This window comes from Actinomycetota bacterium, from assembly GCA_016700055.1.
GTDB lineage: Bacteria > Actinomycetota > Acidimicrobiia > Acidimicrobiales > Ilumatobacteraceae > Kalu-18.
The window spans coordinates 2,180,816-2,198,037 of sequence record CP064997.1; the positions used below are offsets into that span (position 1 = coordinate 2,180,816).

Consider the following 17,222-nt stretch of genomic DNA (forward strand, 5'->3'; position numbering starts at 1 on the left):
CGTCACTGCCCGAAGACACGACGCGAGTCTGGCCGCGGTTTGGTCGCATGTGCGTCTTCTACAGTCGGCGTCCATGGAGGTGCTTCCGCCGTCGATCCCGCGGGCGACGCTGGCCACGCTCCCGACGGCGCTGGAGCGCGGTCCGGTGCTGCCCGGTGGCGCCAGGCTGTGGGTCAAGCGCGACGACCAGACCGGCCTCGGGGCCGGAGGCAACAAGGCCCGCAAGCTCGAGTTCCTGTGCGGCGAGGCCATTGCGACAGGGGCCGACTCGCTGGTCACCGTCGGCGCAGGCCAGTCGAACCACTGCCGGATGACGGCCGCGGCCGGCGCGGTGCTCGGCCTGGAGACCCACCTCGTGCTCGCCGGCGAACGTCCCGACGAGTTGTATGGCAACCAGGCGCTCGCGGCCCGCTTCGGAGCACACCTCCACTTCACCGGCGCTCACGAGTCGCACTGGGGCGAGCTCGAGATCGCGCGGGAGGCGTTGCTCGCCGAACTGGCCGATCAGGGATTGCGCCCGCACGGCATTCCGATCGGGGGCAGCACCCCGGTCGGCGCGCTCGGCTACGTGGTCGCCTTCGCCGAGCTGATCGAGCAGTGCCGCACGGCCCAGGTGACCCCCCGTGCCGTGGTGGTGACGTCGTCGAGTGGGGGCACCCATGCCGGCCTCGTCGCCGGGCGCGCCTGGTGGCGGGCGGCGACCGGCGACGCGGCACTGCCCGAGGTGGTCGCCGTCGGAGTCGCCCGCGGGGTGAACGCCGGTTCGCCCGACACGGCAGAGCTGGCGCAAGGCGCGCTGCGCCACGCCGGGTTGCCCGGCGATGTCGGCGCCGGCGACGTCGAGCTCGACCCGCGCTGGATCGGCGACGACTACGCCGTGCCCACGGACGCCGGCGACGACGCGATCCACTGGGCGGCGCGTCGCGGCGGGTGGGTGCTCGATCGCACGTATACGGGCAAGGGCCTGTCCGGCCTACTCGGCATGGCGAGCGAAGGCCGCTGGGGTGACGGCGACGACGTCGTCTTCGTCCACACCGGCGGCATGCCGGCGGTGTTCGCGCCAGGGGGCAGCCCGGTCGCGGCGCGGCCTCAGGCGTAGAAGCCGACGAGGGCGGCGCCGCAGACCGCCAGGCCGAGTCCAGCCGCGTGCCACCAGCGGATCCGCTCCGCCGCCAGGCGCGCGGCCAGCCCCACCGTGACGATCGGGTACATCGAGCCGAGCACGGTCGCCACTGCCACAGGGCCGCGCTGGAGCGCGGCGGTGATGAGCGCCCCCGCGACGGCGCCTGTCGCTCCGCTCCAGATCGCTCCCGGCACCGGCCTGGCGAGGGGAACCCGCCGAAGCGCGACGAAAGCGACGACGGCGAGCGTCGAGCTGAGCGACGACGCGGCCAAGGGCCACTGGCCCGATTCGGGCGACGTCTCTCCGAGGAGGATGAAGAACCCCGAGAAGCCGAGCCCGGCGAGCGCCGCGGTCAACAGCACGACCTTCGAACTGGCGCGGCCGGGTTTGTCGCCGATGTCGTCGGGCGCGTACGCGAGCAGCGGCACCGCGGCCAGAGCGACCGCTACGCCCACCCATCGCCCGGTGGAGAGCTGGACTCCGCTGAGGAGGTCGTAGGCGACGGGTATCGACGCGCTGATCGCTGCCGTCGTCGGCGCGGCGATGCCCATCCGGCCACTGGCCAGGGCCGAGAAGAACAAGATGTAGGAGGCGCCGACGAGCACCCCGCAGGCCAGCCCCAGCCATATGTCGCGTGCTGCGACCTGCTCCCAGCCGACGATCACGGCGATCAGCGGCACCATCAACAGGTACGTCGCCTGGGCGTAGGCGGTGACGAGCGCGGGGTGCTGCTGCTCGCCGGCACGTCCGCCGAGGTAGTCGGACACCCCGACCACCACCGACGAGGTGAGCGCGAAGACGACGGTGATCACAGGCTGCGCTGGCGCTCGAGGAAGTCGAGCAGCAGCTCGTTCACCGCGTCTGGTGCCTCGAGATTCGACAAGTGACCGACGCCGGGCAGCACCACCAGCCGAGCACGGGCGAGATGATCGGCGAGGTACCTGGCGTAGGTAGGTGGCGTCTCGCGATCGTGCTCGCCCACCACCACGACCGTCGGGGTGGCGATGCGGCCCAGCTCCGCCGCGAGGTCGTGTTCGGGAAGGCAGCGCACCGCCGCTTCCAGCCCGGCGGGGGAGATGCGAGACATCGCCGCGCAGGCTTCGGCCACCGCAGCCGCGGGGGCGGTGGGCGCCATCACCGAACGGATGACCCGGTGGGCCATCGTCGCCGGTGTCTCTCCGGCGTGCAGCGGGGCGAGGCGCGCGGCCACCCACTGCTGCGCCGACGTGGCGCCGTCGAGGCCGAACTTGGGGCTGGTGTCGACGAGCGACAGGGTGCGGACGCGTTCGGGAGTGCGGTGCGCGGCGTGCAGGGCGATCATCCCGCCCATCGAGAGCCCGACCAGGTCGGCGCGTGACACTCCCAACTCGTCGAGCAGCATCACGACGGCATCGGCCAGCAGCGGGAAGCCCAGTCGGCCCTCGGGCGCCGGGCTCTCGCCGTAACCCGGCATGTCCCACGCCACCGCCCTCCAACCGGCTTGGCCGAGAGCGCGCAGCTGGGGCTGCCACGCGGTGCGGGTGCCGCCGAGGCCGTGCAGCAGCACCACCGCCTCGGCGTCGGCCGGCCCGTGCTCACGCCACGCGATCGGCCCGCCATCGTGGTCCTGCATCGCCGGGATGCTATGCCCACCGCCTCACCCCCCACTTCGCCACCGCGGCTTCTCGCGGCACTTCGCCACCGCAGCTTCTCGCGGCAATCCACCGCGGCTTGCGCGCCAATCTGGAGCGATAGCTGCGGCAGGAGTCGATTCGTTGACAGATTGGCGCGGAAGCTGCGGTTTGTGGGGGTGGCTAGCGTGGTCGGATGGCGCACGGCGGGAACCAACACGGCGGGGACCACGACGGCGGGGACCACGACGGCGGGAACCAACACGGGGGGAACGAGATCCTCGACGTCGACCTGCTCGCGTTCGAGCGGGGCAGCGGCACCGCGCGGCGGGCCGTCGTCGACGGCGTGCGCCGCAGCCTGGCTACCGGGTTCGTCTACACCAGCCACGACATGTCCGAGGCCTTGCTCGACGACGCGTACGGGATGCTTGCCGAGTTCTTCTCGCTGCCTGCGGTCGAGAAGCAGAAGTTCACCCCAGAGGGTGCTCACGGCCAGACCGGCTACACCGGCCTGCTCGTCGAGACCGCCGCGTCGAGCGAGCGCCCCGACTGGAAGGAGATGCTCAACTGGTCGATCGAGCTGGCGCCCGGTCACCCGTTGAAGCGCAAGCACCCGACCGCCTACCCGGACCAGGTGCTGCCCGAGGCCGCCGTGCCGGGCATCTCCCACGTCCTGTACGCGTTCCACCACGCGGTGAGCGACCTCCAGACCCGGTTCCTGCGGGTCATCGCCGAGGGCATCGGCTGTCACGAGTCGTTCTTCGACGGCATGGTGGCCGACGGGCCGACCCTGACCCGAGCGATCCGCTACCCGTCCATGGTCGAGGTGCCGAGCGAGGGCCACGTGTGGGCCGCCGAGCACGGGGACATCAACTTGATCACCGCGCTGCCGCGAGCCACGGCGCCCGGGCTCCAGGTGAAGGTCGACGACGGCTGGGTAGACGCGGTACCTCCCGATGGACGGGTGATCGTCAACACCGGGATCATGCTGGAGCGGCTCACCAACGGGGTGATCCCGATCGGCTGGCACCGGGTGGTGGCCGCCCCGGGCTTCGAGGGCGAGCGCTACAGCGTCGTGCAGTTCTGCCATCCGCGCCCGTGGACGGTGCTGCATCCCGTGCCGTCGTGCGTCACCGCCGACCACCCGCAGCGCTTCTCGGCGATCACCGCCGCCGACGCGCTCGACGAGGTGCTGTACGAGATCAACCTCGTCGAGGACGCGCGGCGCGTCGCGGACCAGAGCTAGCCGAGGTACCGCTCGCCCGCTTGCGTGACTGGGCGGAAGACGTCCTCGGCCGGGGCCGGCCGGTGGCGAGCACCTCGGCGCAGCCCTCGGCGATGCATGCCGCGAGCACCTGGGGGTCGTGAACCGCCGAGGTGTCGAACACGAGGCCGATCGTGCAGTGGTCGAGGTAGGAGAACAGGGCGGCGCTGAACGCCGCTCCAGACGTCGGCGCGAACGCGTACTGCAACAGCACCGGCGCACCGGTGAGGCGGACGGGTTCGGTGAGCCCGGGCACGTTCGTGGCCACGAGGTCGATCGACTTCAGCATGCTGCCCATCACCGCCGCGGTCACCTGGGGCGGCACGACGTTGAAGGCGGCCGCGATGACGTCGTTGAGGCCGAGTGCGGGCTCGCGGCGCTCGCTCCGGGCGAGGTCGCCCAGCCCGCGCATGCGCTTGCGCGGATCGGCGATGTCGATCGGCAGCGTGAACCGCACCGGCGTGAAGCGGTTGCCGCCGAGCGGGTCGTCGTCGCGGCGCAGGTTCACGGGCATCGTCACCCGCAGGGCCTCGCACTGGACGCCGTGAGCCTTGTGGTAGCGGTGCATCCCGCCGGCCAGCGCGGCGAGGAACGCGTCGTTCATCGTGCCGCCCGCCGCATGCCCCGCGGCCTTCAGCGCGTCGAGGGAGAAGTCGAGCGCCATCAGCCTGCGTGACATGCCGCGTTCGCGCATGATCGGCGACATCGGCTCGCGCACGGGGCGCAGCAGGCGCGCCACGCTCTCGGTCGTGCGAATGACGTTTGTCGTCGTGCGCATCGGGTGCCGCGCCGCGTCGAAGCTGTCCTGCACCAGGCGGATGCCGAGCTCGGCCAGGTCGGTGTCGTGGTGCTCGTGCTGGCGGCTCGCTTCGAGCACCGCCTTGCGCTTCTTCTGCGCAGTGCTGGTCGCGCCGGAGGGCTCGGGGTCGAACAGGAGCCGGCTCAGCCTCACCGCGCCGACCCCGTCGGTCATCGAATGGTGGATCTTCTGGACGATCGCGGCGTGGCCGTCGGCCAGACCGTCGACGAGCGTGAACTCCCACAGCGGCCGCTCACGGTCGAACGGTGCCATGGCGATCGGGGCAGCGATGTCGAGCACCGTCTGGAGGTCGCCGGGCCGCGGGGCGCGCACGCGCCTCAGGTGGGTGTCGAGGTCGAAGTTCTTGTCCTCCACCCAGCGCGGCGGACCGTAACCGAAGGGGCCGTCGGCGACGCGTTGGCGCAGGCGTGGGATGTCGACGCTCAACTCCGCCAGCCGCCGGCGCAGGTCCGACCAAGCAGGAGTCCTGCCGAGCAGGGTGATGCCGACGATCGTGGTCCGCAGCGCCGGGTCGCGCTCGATGCGCCAGACGGTGGCGTCGCTCGGCTTCAGCCGCTCTCCGAAGTGGCGGTTCGTCTGGGCGGAGAGGGACTCGGTCATTGCGCCATTGCACTCCGCTCGACGTCCGTAGGCAAGGGACCAACGGTCCGGCGCACGGGAACAGCAGGTGCGGAGCCGCATTATGGTCGCTCCCCATGGTCGCTCTCACCGGCAGGGCCAAACCCCGCATCGCGATGACCACCTGGCGGCGCACGATGCCGACGTTCCTGTCCGAGCGCACCGATCTCTACACGCTCGGCGCCGAGTACCCCGCCGCGGTGCTGGCCGCGGGCGGCCTTCCCTACCTGCTGCCGCACCATCACGCCGAGGATGCCCAGTCGGTGTTGAAGGGCTTCGACGGCGTGGTGCTGGTCGGCGGCGACGACGTGGATCCCGCCCAGTACGGCCAGCCCGACCACGGGTGCTCGAAGGGGGTGTCGCCCACCGCCGACGAGAGCGACATCGCGCTCGCGCGGGCGGCGGTCGACCTGGAGCTGCCCACGTTTGCCATCTGCCGCGGCTGCCAGGTGCTGAACGTGGCGATGGGCGGGACGCTGTTCCAAGACGTCACCGCCGGCGGCACGCACCACGAGCCGATCAGCCCCGTGCCCGACGAGGTCCTCGGCGCCCGCCATCCGCTACGCATCGCCGCGGGCAGCAGATTGGCCAAGGCGTACGGCAACACCGAACACGTCGTCAACAACATCCACCACCAGGCCATCGACCAGGTCGCGCCGCGGTTTCGCGCCGTGGCATGGGCTCCCGACGGAGTGATCGAAGCGATCGAACCCGACGACCCCGAGCTCGCCGTCCTCGCGGTGCAGTGGCACCCGGAGAAGATCGTCAACGAAGGCGACCACGTGCTGTTCGAGCACTTCGTGAAGGAGATGATCGGTTAGGTGGGCGAGATGGAGAACCATCGGGCGATGTTGCTCGCGCGAGCCGACCAGCTGGGTCGGGTCTTCGCGACCCGAGCCGAGCGGCACGACCGCGAGGCGAGCTTTCCCTACGAGGACTTCGACGACTTGCGCGCCGCAGGGTTCCTCGGCCTGTGCGTGCCCGCCGAGTACGGCGGGCTCGGCGCGGACTTCGCCACATACGCGCGGGTGGCCGAGGCTCTCGGCCACCACGCACCGGCGACGGCGCTCGCGTTCAACATGCACTGCGTGACGATGATGCTCACCGGACAGATCGGTGGCGACCTGTCATGGGACGGCTCCGACGAGGCGATGCTCGCCGACCGCCGCCGGCAGATCTACACGGGGGTGCTGGAACGCGGCGACATCCACGCCCAGCCGTTCTCGGAGGGCATCCTCACCGGTGCCACGGTGGGGTACGCGACCGTCGCCCGTCCCGTCGAGGGTGGCTACCGGCTGAGCGGCAAGAAGATCTTCGCCTCGCTCTCCGAGGCGGCGACGTGGCACAACGTCGTGGCTGTGGTCCCCGGGGAGGAGCGGGTGCGGTTCCTCGGTGTCCACCGCGACGCGCCAGGGCTGCGGATCGAGGGCGAGTGGGACCCCGTCGGCATGCGCGCGACCTTGTCACGTGACCTCGTCCTCGACGACGTCTTCGTACCCGCCGAGCACGAGTGGCTGCCCCCGGACGGCTTCAACCAGGCCGCGCGGCGCTGGCCGCACTTCTACCTGACGCTGTCGTTCACCTATCTCGGCCTGATCGGCGGGGTGCTCGAAGCGACCGCGGCGTACCTGCGCAGCAGCGGCCGCCACACCAACGCGGTCAAGCAACAGGGGTGGGCGGCGATGCAGATCGCCCACGAGCAGGCGCAGGCGCTGATGTATCGGGTCGTCGACGAGGCCGGCGTCGATCCGACGCCCGAGCAGGTGCGCCGCGCGTGGACGGCGATGGTCACCGTGATGGAGACCGCTCCGTCGGTGGCTTCGACAGCGCTGCGCATCTGCGGCGGGCGCTCCTTGCTGAAGCCGCAGGTGCTGGAGCGCATGTACCGCGACGCGCGATGTGGCTCGACGATGCTGCCGTGGGCGGTCGACGTCTGCTTGGAGCGCCTCGGCGCTTACGGGCTCGTCGACTCCGACGAGCGCCCTCCGGCGTGAGCGCCCCGGACCTGCGATGAGCACCGACGCGTCGCCCAACACCACCGAGTGGCACTGGATCCGCCGTGTGGCCGAGCAGCTCGAGGCGTGCGCCGTGCGCGCCGGCGAGATCGCAGTCGTGCTGTGCGAGACGCGCAGCCGTCGCGTGACCGTCGAGACCGCTCGACTCGCGCTGGCCTACCTCGGCGCGCAGGTGGCGGTCGTCGAGGTGCCGACCCCGGCCAACCCCGGCCCGGTGCCGATCCGCTCCACCGGAGCTTCCGTGGCCCTGCAGGGCCACGCGGGGGCCGTCGCTGCCTGTTCCGCCGCGGGGATCGTCGTCGATTGCACCGTCGAGGGTCTGCTCCACTCGCCCGAGCTCGGCACGATCCTGGCCGGTGGTGCCCGCGTGCTGATGATCTCCAACGAGCATCCGGAGGTGTTCGAGCGGCTCGCCCACGACCCGTCGCTCGCCGGTCGCGTCGAAGCCGGCCTGGCGTTGATGCAGGCCGCCGAGGCGATGCGGGTGACCTCGCCGCACGGCACCGAGCTCACCGTGAACCTCGACGGGGCGCTGCGCGCCGGTAGCTGCGGGTGGACGACCGAGCCGGGCACCATCGCCCACTGGCCGGGTGGGCTGGTGCTGTGCTTCCCCGCTGCGGGATGCGTGGCGGGCACGATCGTGCTCGCCCCGGGCGACGTGAACCTGACGTTCAAGGAGTACGTGCGCACGCCGGTGCGGCTGACGATCGCCGACGACCACATCACCGCGGTCGAAGGCGACGGCCTCGACGCCGAGTTGTTCGCCTCGTACCTCGCCGCGTGGGGCGATCATGCCGCCTACGCGGTCAGCCATGCCGGCTGGGGGATGAACCCCGGCGCGCGCTGGGACGTGCTGCAGCTCTACGACAAGGGCGACATCAACGGCACCGAGTTGCGCGCGTTCGCCGGCAACTTCTTGTACTCGACCGGTGCCAACGAGGTGGCCGGGCGGTTCACACGTGGCCACTTCGACCTGCCGATGCGCGGCTGCACGGTGGTGCTCGACGGCCCGGCCGGTACCACCACCGTCGTCTCCGCAGGCCACCTCGCCATCTGAGCGCGCCGAACCGCGGGGCTTCCACCCGGTCCGCTCGTACCGCGGTGGTACGTTCCGCCCCCATGGGGAACCGCAGGGTCCGGGTGATGTGGAGCGATCTCAACGGCCTGTCGCACGGCCGGTACGTGCCCGAGGGCCGCCTCGGCGAGCACGGACACCACGCCGTCACGACGTTGTCGATGGGTCTGAACGGCGAGATCCTGCCGGTTCGGGGTTACGCCGCCGACGTCGGCTATCCAGACCTGTCGACGGTCCCGCTCGTCGAGACCCGCCGTCCCGGCTGGGAGCCCGACACCGACGTCGTCGTAGCCGATCTCGAGTACCACCACGAGCCGCTCGCGCTCTGCCCCCGCAACGCGTTGAAGCGGGCGGTGCAGGCGTGGCGGCTGCTCGGTTTCGAGCCTCACCTCGGGTTCGAGCTGGAGTTCTACGTGCTGCAGCGCGACCCCGACGCGATCGGCGGCTGGGCGGCGCTCGACAACCCCAGCCACCGGGTCTACGGGGTCGGGCGCGGCGCAGACACGACCGGGCTGATGCTCGAGTACTACGACATGGCGGAGCACCTCGGGCTGTCCCTCGAGGGCCTGATGAGCGAGTTCTGCCCCGGTCAGATGGAGCTCAACATGCGCTTCGGGCCGGCGCTCGACGCCGCCGACCGCACCTTCATCTGCAAGGAGATGACCACCGAAGTGGCCGCGAGCCGTGGGTACAAGGCGACCTACCTCGGCTATCCGGTGATGGGCTTCACCGGCAGCGGACTGCACATCAACATGTCGTTCACCCCCGTCGGCGGAGGCTTCAACTCGTTCCACGACCCGTCCGATCCCGACGGCATCAGCTCGCTCGCCCGGCAGTGCATCGGCGGCCTGATCCAGCACCACGAGGGGACGACGGCGCTGTCTGCCCCGCTGAACAACAGCTACCGGCGCCTGCGCCCGGGGATGATCGCCGGCTACTGGGCCAACTGGGGTCTCGACAACCGGATCAGCACGTACCGCGTGCCGGGCCAGCGCGGCGCGTCGACGCGCATCGAGAACCGCCTGCCGTGCGCTTCGGCGAACCCGTACCTGGCGGCAGCCGCGACGCTGAACGCGGCCCTGCTCGGGGTGGTCGACGGGCTCGACTGCGGTGAGCCTCAGCTCGGTGACGCCGACGCGGAGCCGTGCACCGACCGCCACACGCCGCACACCCTCGAAGACGCCCTGGCTGCGCTCGAGGCCGACACGGTGCTGGTCGAGGCGATGGGGCCCGATCTGGTGCGTGCCTACACCACGATCCGGCGGTACGAGCAGGAGCGCTTCGCCGCGACCGGCGAGAAGTGGAGCGACGACGAGATCAGCCGTTTCGAGCTCGAGGAGTACCTGCGGCTCTTCTGATTCGGGCCCGATCAGGAGAGCGAGCGTCCGGTGGCTCCGGGCAAGGTCACGCCGGCCAGCGCCGCGACCGTCGGGGCCCAATCGGTCGCGTGCGGGGCGCGGCCCGAGATCGATGCGGTGAGCCCGGCCACCGCGTGGTGGCCACCACCGACGATCGCGATCTGGGTCTGCGTCCTCGGGCTGCCGTGCACACCCTGCAGCATGCCCGCCCACTCCGGGCGGCCGAACCACGTGCCCGCGAACGACCAGACGAGCCACCCGTCGCGCTCGCGGTGGCGCACTTGCGCGTGGCCGGACAGCGCCGGGTGGCGGAGCAGCCAGCGACGGGCCTCGGCGTCACCGTGGACCAGCGCCGCCGATCCCTCGTCGTGGACCTCGAGCGCAACCCCGGCGTCGGCCGCGTCGGTCACCAGGTCGACGGGCTCGGGCACGGTCACCGTCTCCTGGTCGTGGTCGCTGACGACGATCACCACGGTTTCGTCCCACTGCGGGGCGAGGGCGTCGAGGAGTCGGCCGACCACGGCGTCGGTGGCGCGGAAGCGGTCGATGGCGGTGGGGGAGTCGGGGCCGTACAGGTGGCTGGCGGTGTCGGGGTCGTTGATGTGGGTGACGAGCACGCTCGGGCGGCGCTCGATCGCGTCGAGCAGGTTGTCGAGCACGGCGGCGTCGGAGGGGTAGCCGAACTCGCACGTCGGAGTACCGGCGGGTAGCACCCCATCGGGAGGCCAGTGCCGGTCGGCGTCGGCCGCACCCATCACCGCGACCAGCTCCTGGTCGCCGAGCACGGCCTCGATCGCCACACCGGCCTCCTGGCAGGCCGAGAACAAGGTGGGGACCGGTGTCGGGGCGCGGCGGTCGGCGTTCACGAGCACTCCGTGCGCGCTCGGCCCGACACCTGTCGCGAACGTGCGGATGTTCGGGTACGTGGACGCGGCCATCACCGCCGTGCCGCCCTCGACCGAGCGCGCTCCCTGCTCCGCGAGCTCCCACAGCCGCGGTGTCAGCTCCTTCGAGACGTGCCGGTTGGGCAGCGCGTCGAGGATGCAGAAGACCACGTGCACCGCGCGATCGTGCCATGCGCCCGGTGCCGGCGGGCGCTATGCCAGCGACACCTCGATCGGCAGGCGCTTCATGCCGGCGATGAAGTTGCTGCGCAGCCGCTCGACCGGGCCCACCAGGCGGGCGCCGGAGATGCGCGGCAGCAGCTCTTCGAAGAGCACCTTCACCTCCATGCGGGCGAGCTGGGCTCCGAGGCACAGGTGGGGGCTCATCCGCCCGAACGCGACGTGGTCGTTCGGGTGCCGGTGGATGTCGAACGTGAACGGGTCGGGGAACTGGGTGTCGTCGTAGTCGGCCGACACGAACCAGATCACCACCTTGTCACCGGCTTTCACCGAGCGTCCGCCGAGCTCGGTGTCGTGGGTGGCCGTGCGACGGAAGTGCATCGTCACCGTGCCCCAGCGGATGATCTCCTCCACCGCAGAGTCGACGAGGGCGCTGTCGCCGCGACGCACGGCGTCGGTCAGTTCGGCCATCACCATGGGGCGCTCGAGCAGTGCCTTCATGCCGGCGGCGACGGAGTAGCGGGTGGTGTCGTTGCCGGCGGCGACCATCAGGGTGAAGAAGTTCTTGAACTCGAGCTCGCTCAACTGCTCGCCGTCGACCATCGGATGCAACAGGTCGCTGATCACGTCGTCGGTCGGGTTCGCGCGTCGCTCCTCGGCGGCGCGCTCTGCGTACTCGAACAGATCGAGGTGCACCGGGCTGCGGAACGGCATCATCCGGAACGACTCCGTGTCGGACAGCCCGACCGGGTAGTCGGTCATCTCCGGGTCGGTGTTGCCGAGCAGCGCGTCGCCGCGCTCGACCAGCCAGTCGCCGTCGGCGTCGGGGATGCCGAGCAGGCGTCCGAGCATTCGCATCGGGAGCTGCTTCGCGATGCGGTCGACGAAATCGAAGGTGCGTAGCGGCAGCGCCTCGTCGACGACGGCCCGCGCGAGGAGGCGGATGCCCTGCTCGTACGCGTACACCTCGCGACGGCTGAACGGCTTCGAGACGAGGCGCCGGTAACGCGTGTGCTCGGGCGGGTCGAGCTCCATGATCGTGCGCCGGGCGTCGCACTCCTCCGGCGTCATCTCCTCCAGACGGATCCCCTGGGCGGAGGAGTAGGTGGCGACGTCACGGCTGACGGTGAGCAGGTCGTCGTAGCCGGTGACGGCCCAGAACCCGTGACCGCCGTCGGTCTCTTCCCACCACGAAACAGGATCCTCCTTGCGCAGGCGCAGGAACGTCGCGTGGGGGACACCCTGCGTGTACGTGTCGGGATCGGTGATGTCGGCGTCGGCGGGGCCGAGGTCGAGCTCGGCGCCGTCGGCCACTGGTGCGGGTCCGGTCATCTGGGCTCTCCGGGGATGGTGTGGTCGATGCGGGTCATCGGGAGGTGCTGGAGCGTTCGAGGGTCGTGCCCCCGTTCCACGAGGTGCCAACTTCGCGCCAGTAGCCGCCGATCATCTCGCGCGGGGCGAGGCGGGTCAGCTCCTCGACCGGTGACTCGTGCAGGGTGATCGTCGCCTCGCCGCAGAAGCACGGGCCCGTCTCGGCGTCGTAGCCGCTCATCGTCACCAACTCGTGGAGCGAGTCGGTGCCGTCGCTCTCGATCGCCGGGAGCCAGCGGTGGTGCAGCATCGGGTGCCCGTTCACGAACCCCGCCGTTTCGCTGACGCCGGTGATCTCGAACGTGGCGTCGATGAGGCGCCGCCCGGCCGCGCTGGCGGTGGCCCCGAAGCGACCGCCGGGTTCGAGCCGTGGGCCTGCCCGGCCGACGCGCACGGCCCGGGTGAGGTAGAGCTCCCCGAACTTCTTCGGGTAGCCCTGGTGGTGGCCGCGCACCATCGCGAAGTCCTTGTCGACCCAGATGTAGACGCAGCGGCTGTAGGTCTCGCCGCGGTACGTGCAGCGGACGACGACGAAGGTCTCCATGTACTGGCTGCGCACCGGGTCGAGCAGCTCGTCGAAGGAGTCACTGCAACTCTGCCAGTCGGCCCAGATCACCGCGACCGCGCCGGGGTCCTCCCGTGCTGGTTCGAGCGGGGCGGGGAGCAGCTCGGCAACGGCGCCGGGATCGGTGCGGTACTCGATCGTCAGCATCTGCCCGCTGTAGTGCCACGGCGGGCTGGGCACGATCGAGGATGCCCCGGTCGCGGAGCGGGGGAACATGAACCCCTGCAGCGCCTCGACCCCCATGACTTCGGAATCGTAGTCGTTCGCCGTCGAACGTTCGTCTGCCGCGGTAGTACCTTCTGTCCACGTCATGGACGACTCGGCAGCGGCCGCACCGGCGCAGCGGAACCCGAGGGAGCTGGCGCTCGCGATCGACATCGGGGGCACGAAGATCGCCGCCGGGCTGGCCACGCGCCAGGGTGATCTGGTCGACCGCGACCAGGTGCACACCGCACGCGACCTGAGCGGCGACGGCCTGTTCGACAGCCTCGCCGAGATGGTCGAGAAGCTCCTCGATCGTGCCGCCGGCCGCGACCTCGGCAAGGTGGTGACGGTCGGTGTGGGGTGCGCGGGGCCGATCACGCGCGAGGCGGAATCGGTGTCGCCGCTCAACATCCACGCCTGGCGGTCGTTCCCGCTGCGCGCCCGCCTGCGCGAGCTCACCGACCGGCCGGTGTACGGCGACCTCGACGCGAAGGCCTATGCGCTCGCCGAGGGCTGGCTGGGCGCCGCCCGCGGCCGGTCGAGCTTCCTCGCGATGGTGGTCAGCACCGGCGTCGGCGGGGGGATCGTGCTCGACGGCCAACTGCTCGACGGCGCCAGCGGCAACGCCGGCCACATCGGCCACATGATCGTCGTCCCCCAGGGACGGCGATGCGCTTGCGGATCGCGCGGCTGCCTCGAGGCCGAGGCGTCGGGGCTGGCGATCGAAGCGATCACCGGTCGCCCGCCGACCGCGCCGTCCTACGAGATCATGCAGCGCACGGGACGCCTGGTGGGGTTGGCGGTGGCGAGCGTGTGCAACCTGCTCGACCTCGACCTTGCCGTCGTCGGCGGCTCGGTCGCCTTCGGCTTCGGGGCGACGTTCTTCCACGCCGCGCAAGAGGTGATCGACGAACACAGCCGGCTCGAGTTCTCGCGCTCGGCGCGCATCACCCCAGGCCGGCTCGGCGATCGCGGCCCACTCGTCGGTGCCGCCGCCGTGGCCTGGCGCGGGCATAACCGGAACTCGGTGTTCTAGCCTTTGCCGCCAGGACGAAGGGTGGGTGGAGAATGACGAAGGTTCGCAAGAGCGGCGAGAGCGCGATGGTCCAGGACCGTCGCGGCGCTGGGTCGAGCGGCGGTGGCCTCTCGTTCCCCGGGCTCGGCGGCGGCGGCGGTGGGGGCTTGCCGATCCCGACGAAGATGGGCGGTGGGCTGATCGGGCTGCTCGTGCTCGCGGCCGCGATCTTCTTGCCCAAGCTGCTCGGCGGGGGAGGGACGAACAGCGGCGTCGGACTCACTCCCGACGGTGGTTCTTCGAACGGTGGCAACGCGACGTGTGAGTCCGAGCTGGAACAGGTGCTGTGCGGTGCCGTCGAGGACGTCAACGCGTTCTGGACCGATCAGTTCCCGACTTCGTTCTCGCGCGACTTCGAGCCTGCCCAGACGGTGTTCTTCAGCGGTGGCACGAACACGGGCTGTGGCCAGGCGTCGGCCCAGACCGGGCCGTTCTACTGCCCGGCCGACAGCCTGGTGTACTTCGACCTCGACTTCCTCGTGCAGCTGCAAGATCAGTTCGGCGCGCAGGGTGACCTCGCCGCGCAGTACATCGTCGCCCACGAGTACGGCCACCACGTCCAGAACCTGCTCGGCATCAACGATCAGGTGCGGCAGGCGCAGCAGAACGACCCCGGCCGCGCGAACGAGTACTCGGTGGCGCTCGAACTCCAGGCCGACTGCATGGCCGGGGTGTGGGTCCACGACGTCGCGCAGCGCGGGCTGCTCGACAACGCGAGCGAGGTGAACGAAGCGCTCAACGCGGCGGCAGCCGTCGGCGACGACCGGATCCAGGAGCAGACACAGGGCCGCTCCGATCCCGAGACGTTCACGCACGGCACCAGCCAGCAGCGCCAAGACTGGTTCAATCGTGGCTTCACCACGGGTGACCCGAACCGCTGCAACACGTTCGACGAGATCCTGTAGTCCAGATCCTGTAGTCCGGGTTCAGCCGCCGAACCGGCGGTAGACGCGCTCCAGCGGGCCGCGCCCCAGCCGATGGTGCCACCACGCGGCCAGCGCGATCGCCGCCACCCAGAAGCCGAGGGCCAGCGCGAGCGAGGTGTCGAGACCGGTCGGGCCGACCCAGCCCCGTCGCTCGACGATCTCGTTGAACACCAAGATGTGCAGCACGTAGATCGTCAACGTCAGCTGGCCGGCACGCTGCAGCGCGACGACGGGCGGTGTGCTCTGCCAACGCTCGGCGACGACGGAGACGATGCCAAACGCGGCGATCGCCGACCCGAGAGCACTGAGCGTGTAGAGCAGGCCGCGGTCCCACGGGTTGACCGACGTGAGCAGCTGCCACCGCGGCGAGTCCGGTGCCGCCAGGGCGATGCCGGAGGTGACGAGCACCAGCCCGATGCCGGTTCCGACCAGCCGAGCGCGCATCGGCGCGAGGCGGTGCAGGTGGCGCCCGATCAGGATGCCGGCGCAGAAGAACGCGAACCACGGCAGCACCGGGTGCGTGTAGTCGACGAACGTGCGCAGCAACACGTTGCGCGGCGAGTCCGGTTCGCTCGGGTGCAGCCAACTCGTGTCATGCCCGTCGAGGCGCCGCTCCAGCTCGAACCACGCGATCCCGGCGGCGGCAAGGGCAGCCACCGCGCCGACGAGCGCGACGACGCGGTCGCGCGCTGTGATCAGCGCCGCGGCGAGCATGAAGTAGGCGCCGTAGAAGAAGAGGATGGTCCCCGGCCAGATCCAGTTCAGTGCGTATCCGCTCGCGTAGAGGAGGAACCCGCGCCGCAGCAGGCGCCACCTGTCGTCGACAGCCGCCGCTCGGTCGCCCGACATCCGGCTGCGCCGGGTCAGCATCGAGACCCCGATGCCGGCGACGAGTACGAACGTGGCCGCGAAGCGCGTCGACAGCGGTCCGTCCCACGGGTGGAAGAGCCGCTCCGCGAAGGAGCGATCCTCGCCGTCGAAGCCGGCGTTCAAGTAGCCGTGGTAGTTCATCACCACGACGCCGACGAGCGCGACGGCGCGGGTGACGTCGATCCCGATCACCCGCTCGGCACCGGTGCTGATCGGCGGTGCTGCCGGGTGGTCGAACTCTCGCTCCGCCGGCGTAGGCGCGGTCACGGCTCCACCGTCAGGCCCAGACGACTTCGTCGACGAGGGTCCAGGTGAGCGGGCGCTGGACGTCCACACGGTCGCCCGGAACGGGCACCTGGCCGGCCGCAGGGCCTGCCGCGGGGGCGAAGAGCATCGAGGTGTGCATGTGTGGAGGTTCGAGCAACGCGAGCCGCCGGCGCGCGAAGTGGAACGGGCTGAGACCACCCTCGAGCGGGTGCACGCCGTGGGCGGTACCGGCGGCGACCACCACCAGGTGGCCGTCGCCGGGCACCTCGACCATGCGGTATCCGGCCCGAGTCCCGGCGGGTACGGCACGCACGTCGAGCACGGTCGCGTCGAGGTGCATCGGCCGCTTGTCACCGTGCCACAGCGCAGTGCCGAGGCGGATCCGCCAGGTGCGCTCCGAATGCCTGGAGCACAGGTCGGAGTACGCGCCCGCATCGAGGTGGCTGGTCCAGATCGGTACGGAGGAAGCGAGCGCGGCGATCGTCGCCTCGATCTCCCGCGCGTTCTGCGCTGCCGGGCCGGCGATCGGCGGATGCACGGAGAACCCGGCCACGTCGAGCCCATGTTCGCGGGCCGCGGCGGCCAGCTCGACCGCCTCTGCCGGCGAGCGCCCGTAGCGCAGCATCGGGCTCTCGACCTTCACCAGCACCGACCCGCTCCAGCCGGCCTTACAGAGCGCGTCGAGGTGGTGCGGCGCCCCGATCGTGAGCACCACGTTCGCTGCGAGGCCGACCGGCGGCGACATCGTCGGTGTCAGCACGACCGGCTCGGCGCCGGCGGGCAGCCCGGCGAGCTCGTGGACGGTGCCGACGGCGATCGTCGGCGAGATCTTCAACGCCTCGGCAGCGAGGGTGGTGCGGCCGAACCCGTAGCCGTTGCCCTTCACCACGGGAACGAGACCGGGGAAGGCTGCGGCGGTCTCGGCGACGTGGGCCCGCCAGGCGGACTCGCGCACCGTGAGCCGCAGCGTCATGCCCGCGGACCCTAACCCGACACC

The 17,222-nt window shown here is 71.0% G+C and carries 16 protein-coding genes; 8 read left to right on the forward strand and 8 right to left on the reverse strand.

The genetic code is table 11. From position 1 onward, the window contains the following. The first annotated feature begins 73 nt into the window (after positions 1 to 73). Positions 74 to 1,099, forward strand: coding sequence for a pyridoxal-phosphate dependent enzyme (locus tag IPM43_10635; protein ID QQS23877.1), 1,026 nt, complete (start codon positions 74 to 76; stop codon positions 1,097 to 1,099). Here IPM43_10635 and IPM43_10640 read toward each other — a convergent pair. Further along, a complete protein-coding gene (locus IPM43_10640) occupies positions 1,090 to 1,935 on the reverse strand; it encodes a DMT family transporter (GenBank protein ID QQS23878.1) in 846 nt (281 codons plus the stop codon). The two genes, IPM43_10635 and IPM43_10640, sit on opposite strands and share 10 nt — an antisense overlap. Further along, a complete protein-coding gene (locus IPM43_10645) occupies positions 1,932 to 2,735 on the reverse strand; it encodes an alpha/beta fold hydrolase (protein ID QQS23879.1) in 804 nt (267 codons plus the stop codon). Before IPM43_10645 ends, IPM43_10640 begins: the two co-directional genes overlap by 4 nt. A 194-nt stretch (positions 2,736 to 2,929) precedes the next feature. On the opposite strand from IPM43_10645, the gene IPM43_10650 reads away from it, so the two are divergent. Next, entirely contained in the window at positions 2,930 to 3,979 is a 1,050-nt protein-coding gene (locus IPM43_10650) for an isopenicillin N synthase family oxygenase (protein QQS23880.1), read from the forward strand. Here IPM43_10650 and IPM43_10655 read toward each other — a convergent pair. Beyond that, positions 3,936 to 5,417 carry a wax ester/triacylglycerol synthase family O-acyltransferase gene (locus tag IPM43_10655; GenBank protein ID QQS23881.1) on the reverse strand — a complete coding sequence of 494 codons (1,482 nt, stop codon included), beginning with the start codon at positions 5,415 to 5,417 and terminating at the stop codon, positions 3,936 to 3,938. The two genes, IPM43_10650 and IPM43_10655, sit on opposite strands and share 44 nt — an antisense overlap. Positions 5,418 to 5,512: 95 nt before the next feature. Here IPM43_10655 and IPM43_10660 point away from each other — a divergent pair, with 95 nt between their 5' ends. The 4 genes from IPM43_10660 to IPM43_10675 all read left to right on the forward strand — a co-directional run bounded on the left by IPM43_10660 (position 5,513) and on the right by IPM43_10675 (position 9,883). Continuing rightward, on the forward strand, positions 5,513 to 6,256 hold the full coding sequence (locus IPM43_10660) for a gamma-glutamyl-gamma-aminobutyrate hydrolase family protein (GenBank protein QQS23882.1): 744 nt from the start codon (positions 5,513 to 5,515) through the stop codon (positions 6,254 to 6,256). A 9-nt stretch (positions 6,257 to 6,265) separates the two neighbouring features. Continuing rightward, positions 6,266 to 7,429, forward strand: coding sequence for an acyl-CoA/acyl-ACP dehydrogenase (locus tag IPM43_10665; GenBank protein ID QQS23883.1), 1,164 nt, complete (start codon positions 6,266 to 6,268; stop codon positions 7,427 to 7,429). Between the two features lie 58 nt (positions 7,430 to 7,487). Beyond that, positions 7,488 to 8,507 carry a peptidase M29 gene (locus tag IPM43_10670; GenBank protein QQS26433.1) on the forward strand — a complete coding sequence of 340 codons (1,020 nt, stop codon included), beginning with the start codon at positions 7,488 to 7,490 and terminating at the stop codon, positions 8,505 to 8,507. A 62-nt stretch (positions 8,508 to 8,569) separates the two neighbouring features. Continuing rightward, positions 8,570 to 9,883: a glutamine synthetase gene (locus tag IPM43_10675; protein ID QQS23884.1), complete on the forward strand. Its 1,314-nt coding sequence runs from the start codon at positions 8,570 to 8,572 to the stop codon at positions 9,881 to 9,883. An 11-nt stretch (positions 9,884 to 9,894) separates the two neighbouring features. Here IPM43_10675 and IPM43_10680 read toward each other — a convergent pair whose 3' ends face one another. Genes IPM43_10680 through IPM43_10690 form a run of 3 tightly spaced genes read right to left on the reverse strand, consistent with a single transcriptional unit; the run spans position 9,895 to position 13,126 of the window. Continuing rightward, positions 9,895 to 10,944 carry an alkaline phosphatase family protein gene (locus IPM43_10680; GenBank protein ID QQS23885.1) on the reverse strand — a complete coding sequence of 350 codons (1,050 nt, stop codon included), beginning with the start codon at positions 10,942 to 10,944 and terminating at the stop codon, positions 9,895 to 9,897. Positions 10,945 to 10,980: 36 nt separating this feature from the next. Continuing rightward, complete coding sequence (locus IPM43_10685) at positions 10,981 to 12,279, reverse strand: cytochrome P450 (protein ID QQS23886.1); 1,299 nt, start codon at positions 12,277 to 12,279, stop codon at positions 10,981 to 10,983. Positions 12,280 to 12,313: 34 nt separating this feature from the next. Continuing rightward, positions 12,314 to 13,126: an acetoacetate decarboxylase family protein gene (locus tag IPM43_10690; GenBank protein ID QQS23887.1), complete on the reverse strand. Its 813-nt coding sequence runs from the start codon at positions 13,124 to 13,126 to the stop codon at positions 12,314 to 12,316. Positions 13,127 to 13,193: 67 nt separating this feature from the next. Between IPM43_10690 and IPM43_10695 the strand changes: the two genes are divergently transcribed. Both IPM43_10695 and IPM43_10700 read left to right on the forward strand, forming a co-directional pair. Then, the gene (locus tag IPM43_10695; protein QQS23888.1) at positions 13,194 to 14,123 is read left to right on the forward strand and encodes an ROK family protein; all 930 of its coding nucleotides are present in this window, start codon (positions 13,194 to 13,196) and stop codon (positions 14,121 to 14,123) included. Positions 14,124 to 14,155: 32 nt separating this feature from the next. Further along, entirely contained in the window at positions 14,156 to 15,067 is a 912-nt protein-coding gene (locus IPM43_10700) for a neutral zinc metallopeptidase (protein QQS23889.1), read from the forward strand. A 21-nt stretch (positions 15,068 to 15,088) separates the two neighbouring features. On the opposite strand, the gene IPM43_10705 is transcribed toward IPM43_10700, so the two are convergent. Next, entirely contained in the window at positions 15,089 to 16,225 is a 1,137-nt protein-coding gene (locus IPM43_10705; protein ID QQS23890.1) for a DUF418 domain-containing protein, read from the reverse strand. 10 nt (positions 16,226 to 16,235) lie between these two features. Next, entirely contained in the window at positions 16,236 to 17,198 is a 963-nt protein-coding gene (locus IPM43_10710; protein ID QQS23891.1) for an alanine racemase, read from the reverse strand. Positions 17,199 to 17,222: the final 24 nt, after the last annotated feature.

Excerpts from the sequence above, each read along its gene's own strand:
- IPM43_10635 (QQS23877.1), top strand. The coding sequence starts at position 74 with ATGGAGGTGCTTCCGCCGTCGATCCCGCGGGCGACGCTGGCCACGCTC.
- IPM43_10645 (QQS23879.1), bottom strand. The coding sequence starts at position 2,735 with ATGCAGGACCACGATGGCGGGCCGATCGCGTGGCGTGAGCACGGGCCG.
- IPM43_10650 (QQS23880.1), top strand. The coding sequence starts at position 2,930 with ATGGCGCACGGCGGGAACCAACACGGCGGGGACCACGACGGCGGGGAC.
- IPM43_10655 (QQS23881.1), bottom strand. The coding sequence starts at position 5,417 with ATGACCGAGTCCCTCTCCGCCCAGACGAACCGCCACTTCGGAGAGCGG.
- IPM43_10660 (QQS23882.1), top strand. The coding sequence starts at position 5,513 with ATGGTCGCTCTCACCGGCAGGGCCAAACCCCGCATCGCGATGACCACC.
- IPM43_10665 (QQS23883.1), top strand. The coding sequence starts at position 6,266 with ATGGAGAACCATCGGGCGATGTTGCTCGCGCGAGCCGACCAGCTGGGT.
- IPM43_10675 (QQS23884.1), top strand. The coding sequence starts at position 8,570 with ATGGGGAACCGCAGGGTCCGGGTGATGTGGAGCGATCTCAACGGCCTG.
- IPM43_10685 (QQS23886.1), bottom strand. The coding sequence starts at position 12,279 with ATGACCGGACCCGCACCAGTGGCCGACGGCGCCGAGCTCGACCTCGGC.
- IPM43_10690 (QQS23887.1), bottom strand. The coding sequence starts at position 13,126 with ATGGGGGTCGAGGCGCTGCAGGGGTTCATGTTCCCCCGCTCCGCGACC.
- IPM43_10695 (QQS23888.1), top strand. The coding sequence starts at position 13,194 with ATGGACGACTCGGCAGCGGCCGCACCGGCGCAGCGGAACCCGAGGGAG.
- IPM43_10700 (QQS23889.1), top strand. The coding sequence starts at position 14,156 with ATGACGAAGGTTCGCAAGAGCGGCGAGAGCGCGATGGTCCAGGACCGT.
- IPM43_10710 (QQS23891.1), bottom strand. The coding sequence starts at position 17,198 with ATGACGCTGCGGCTCACGGTGCGCGAGTCCGCCTGGCGGGCCCACGTC.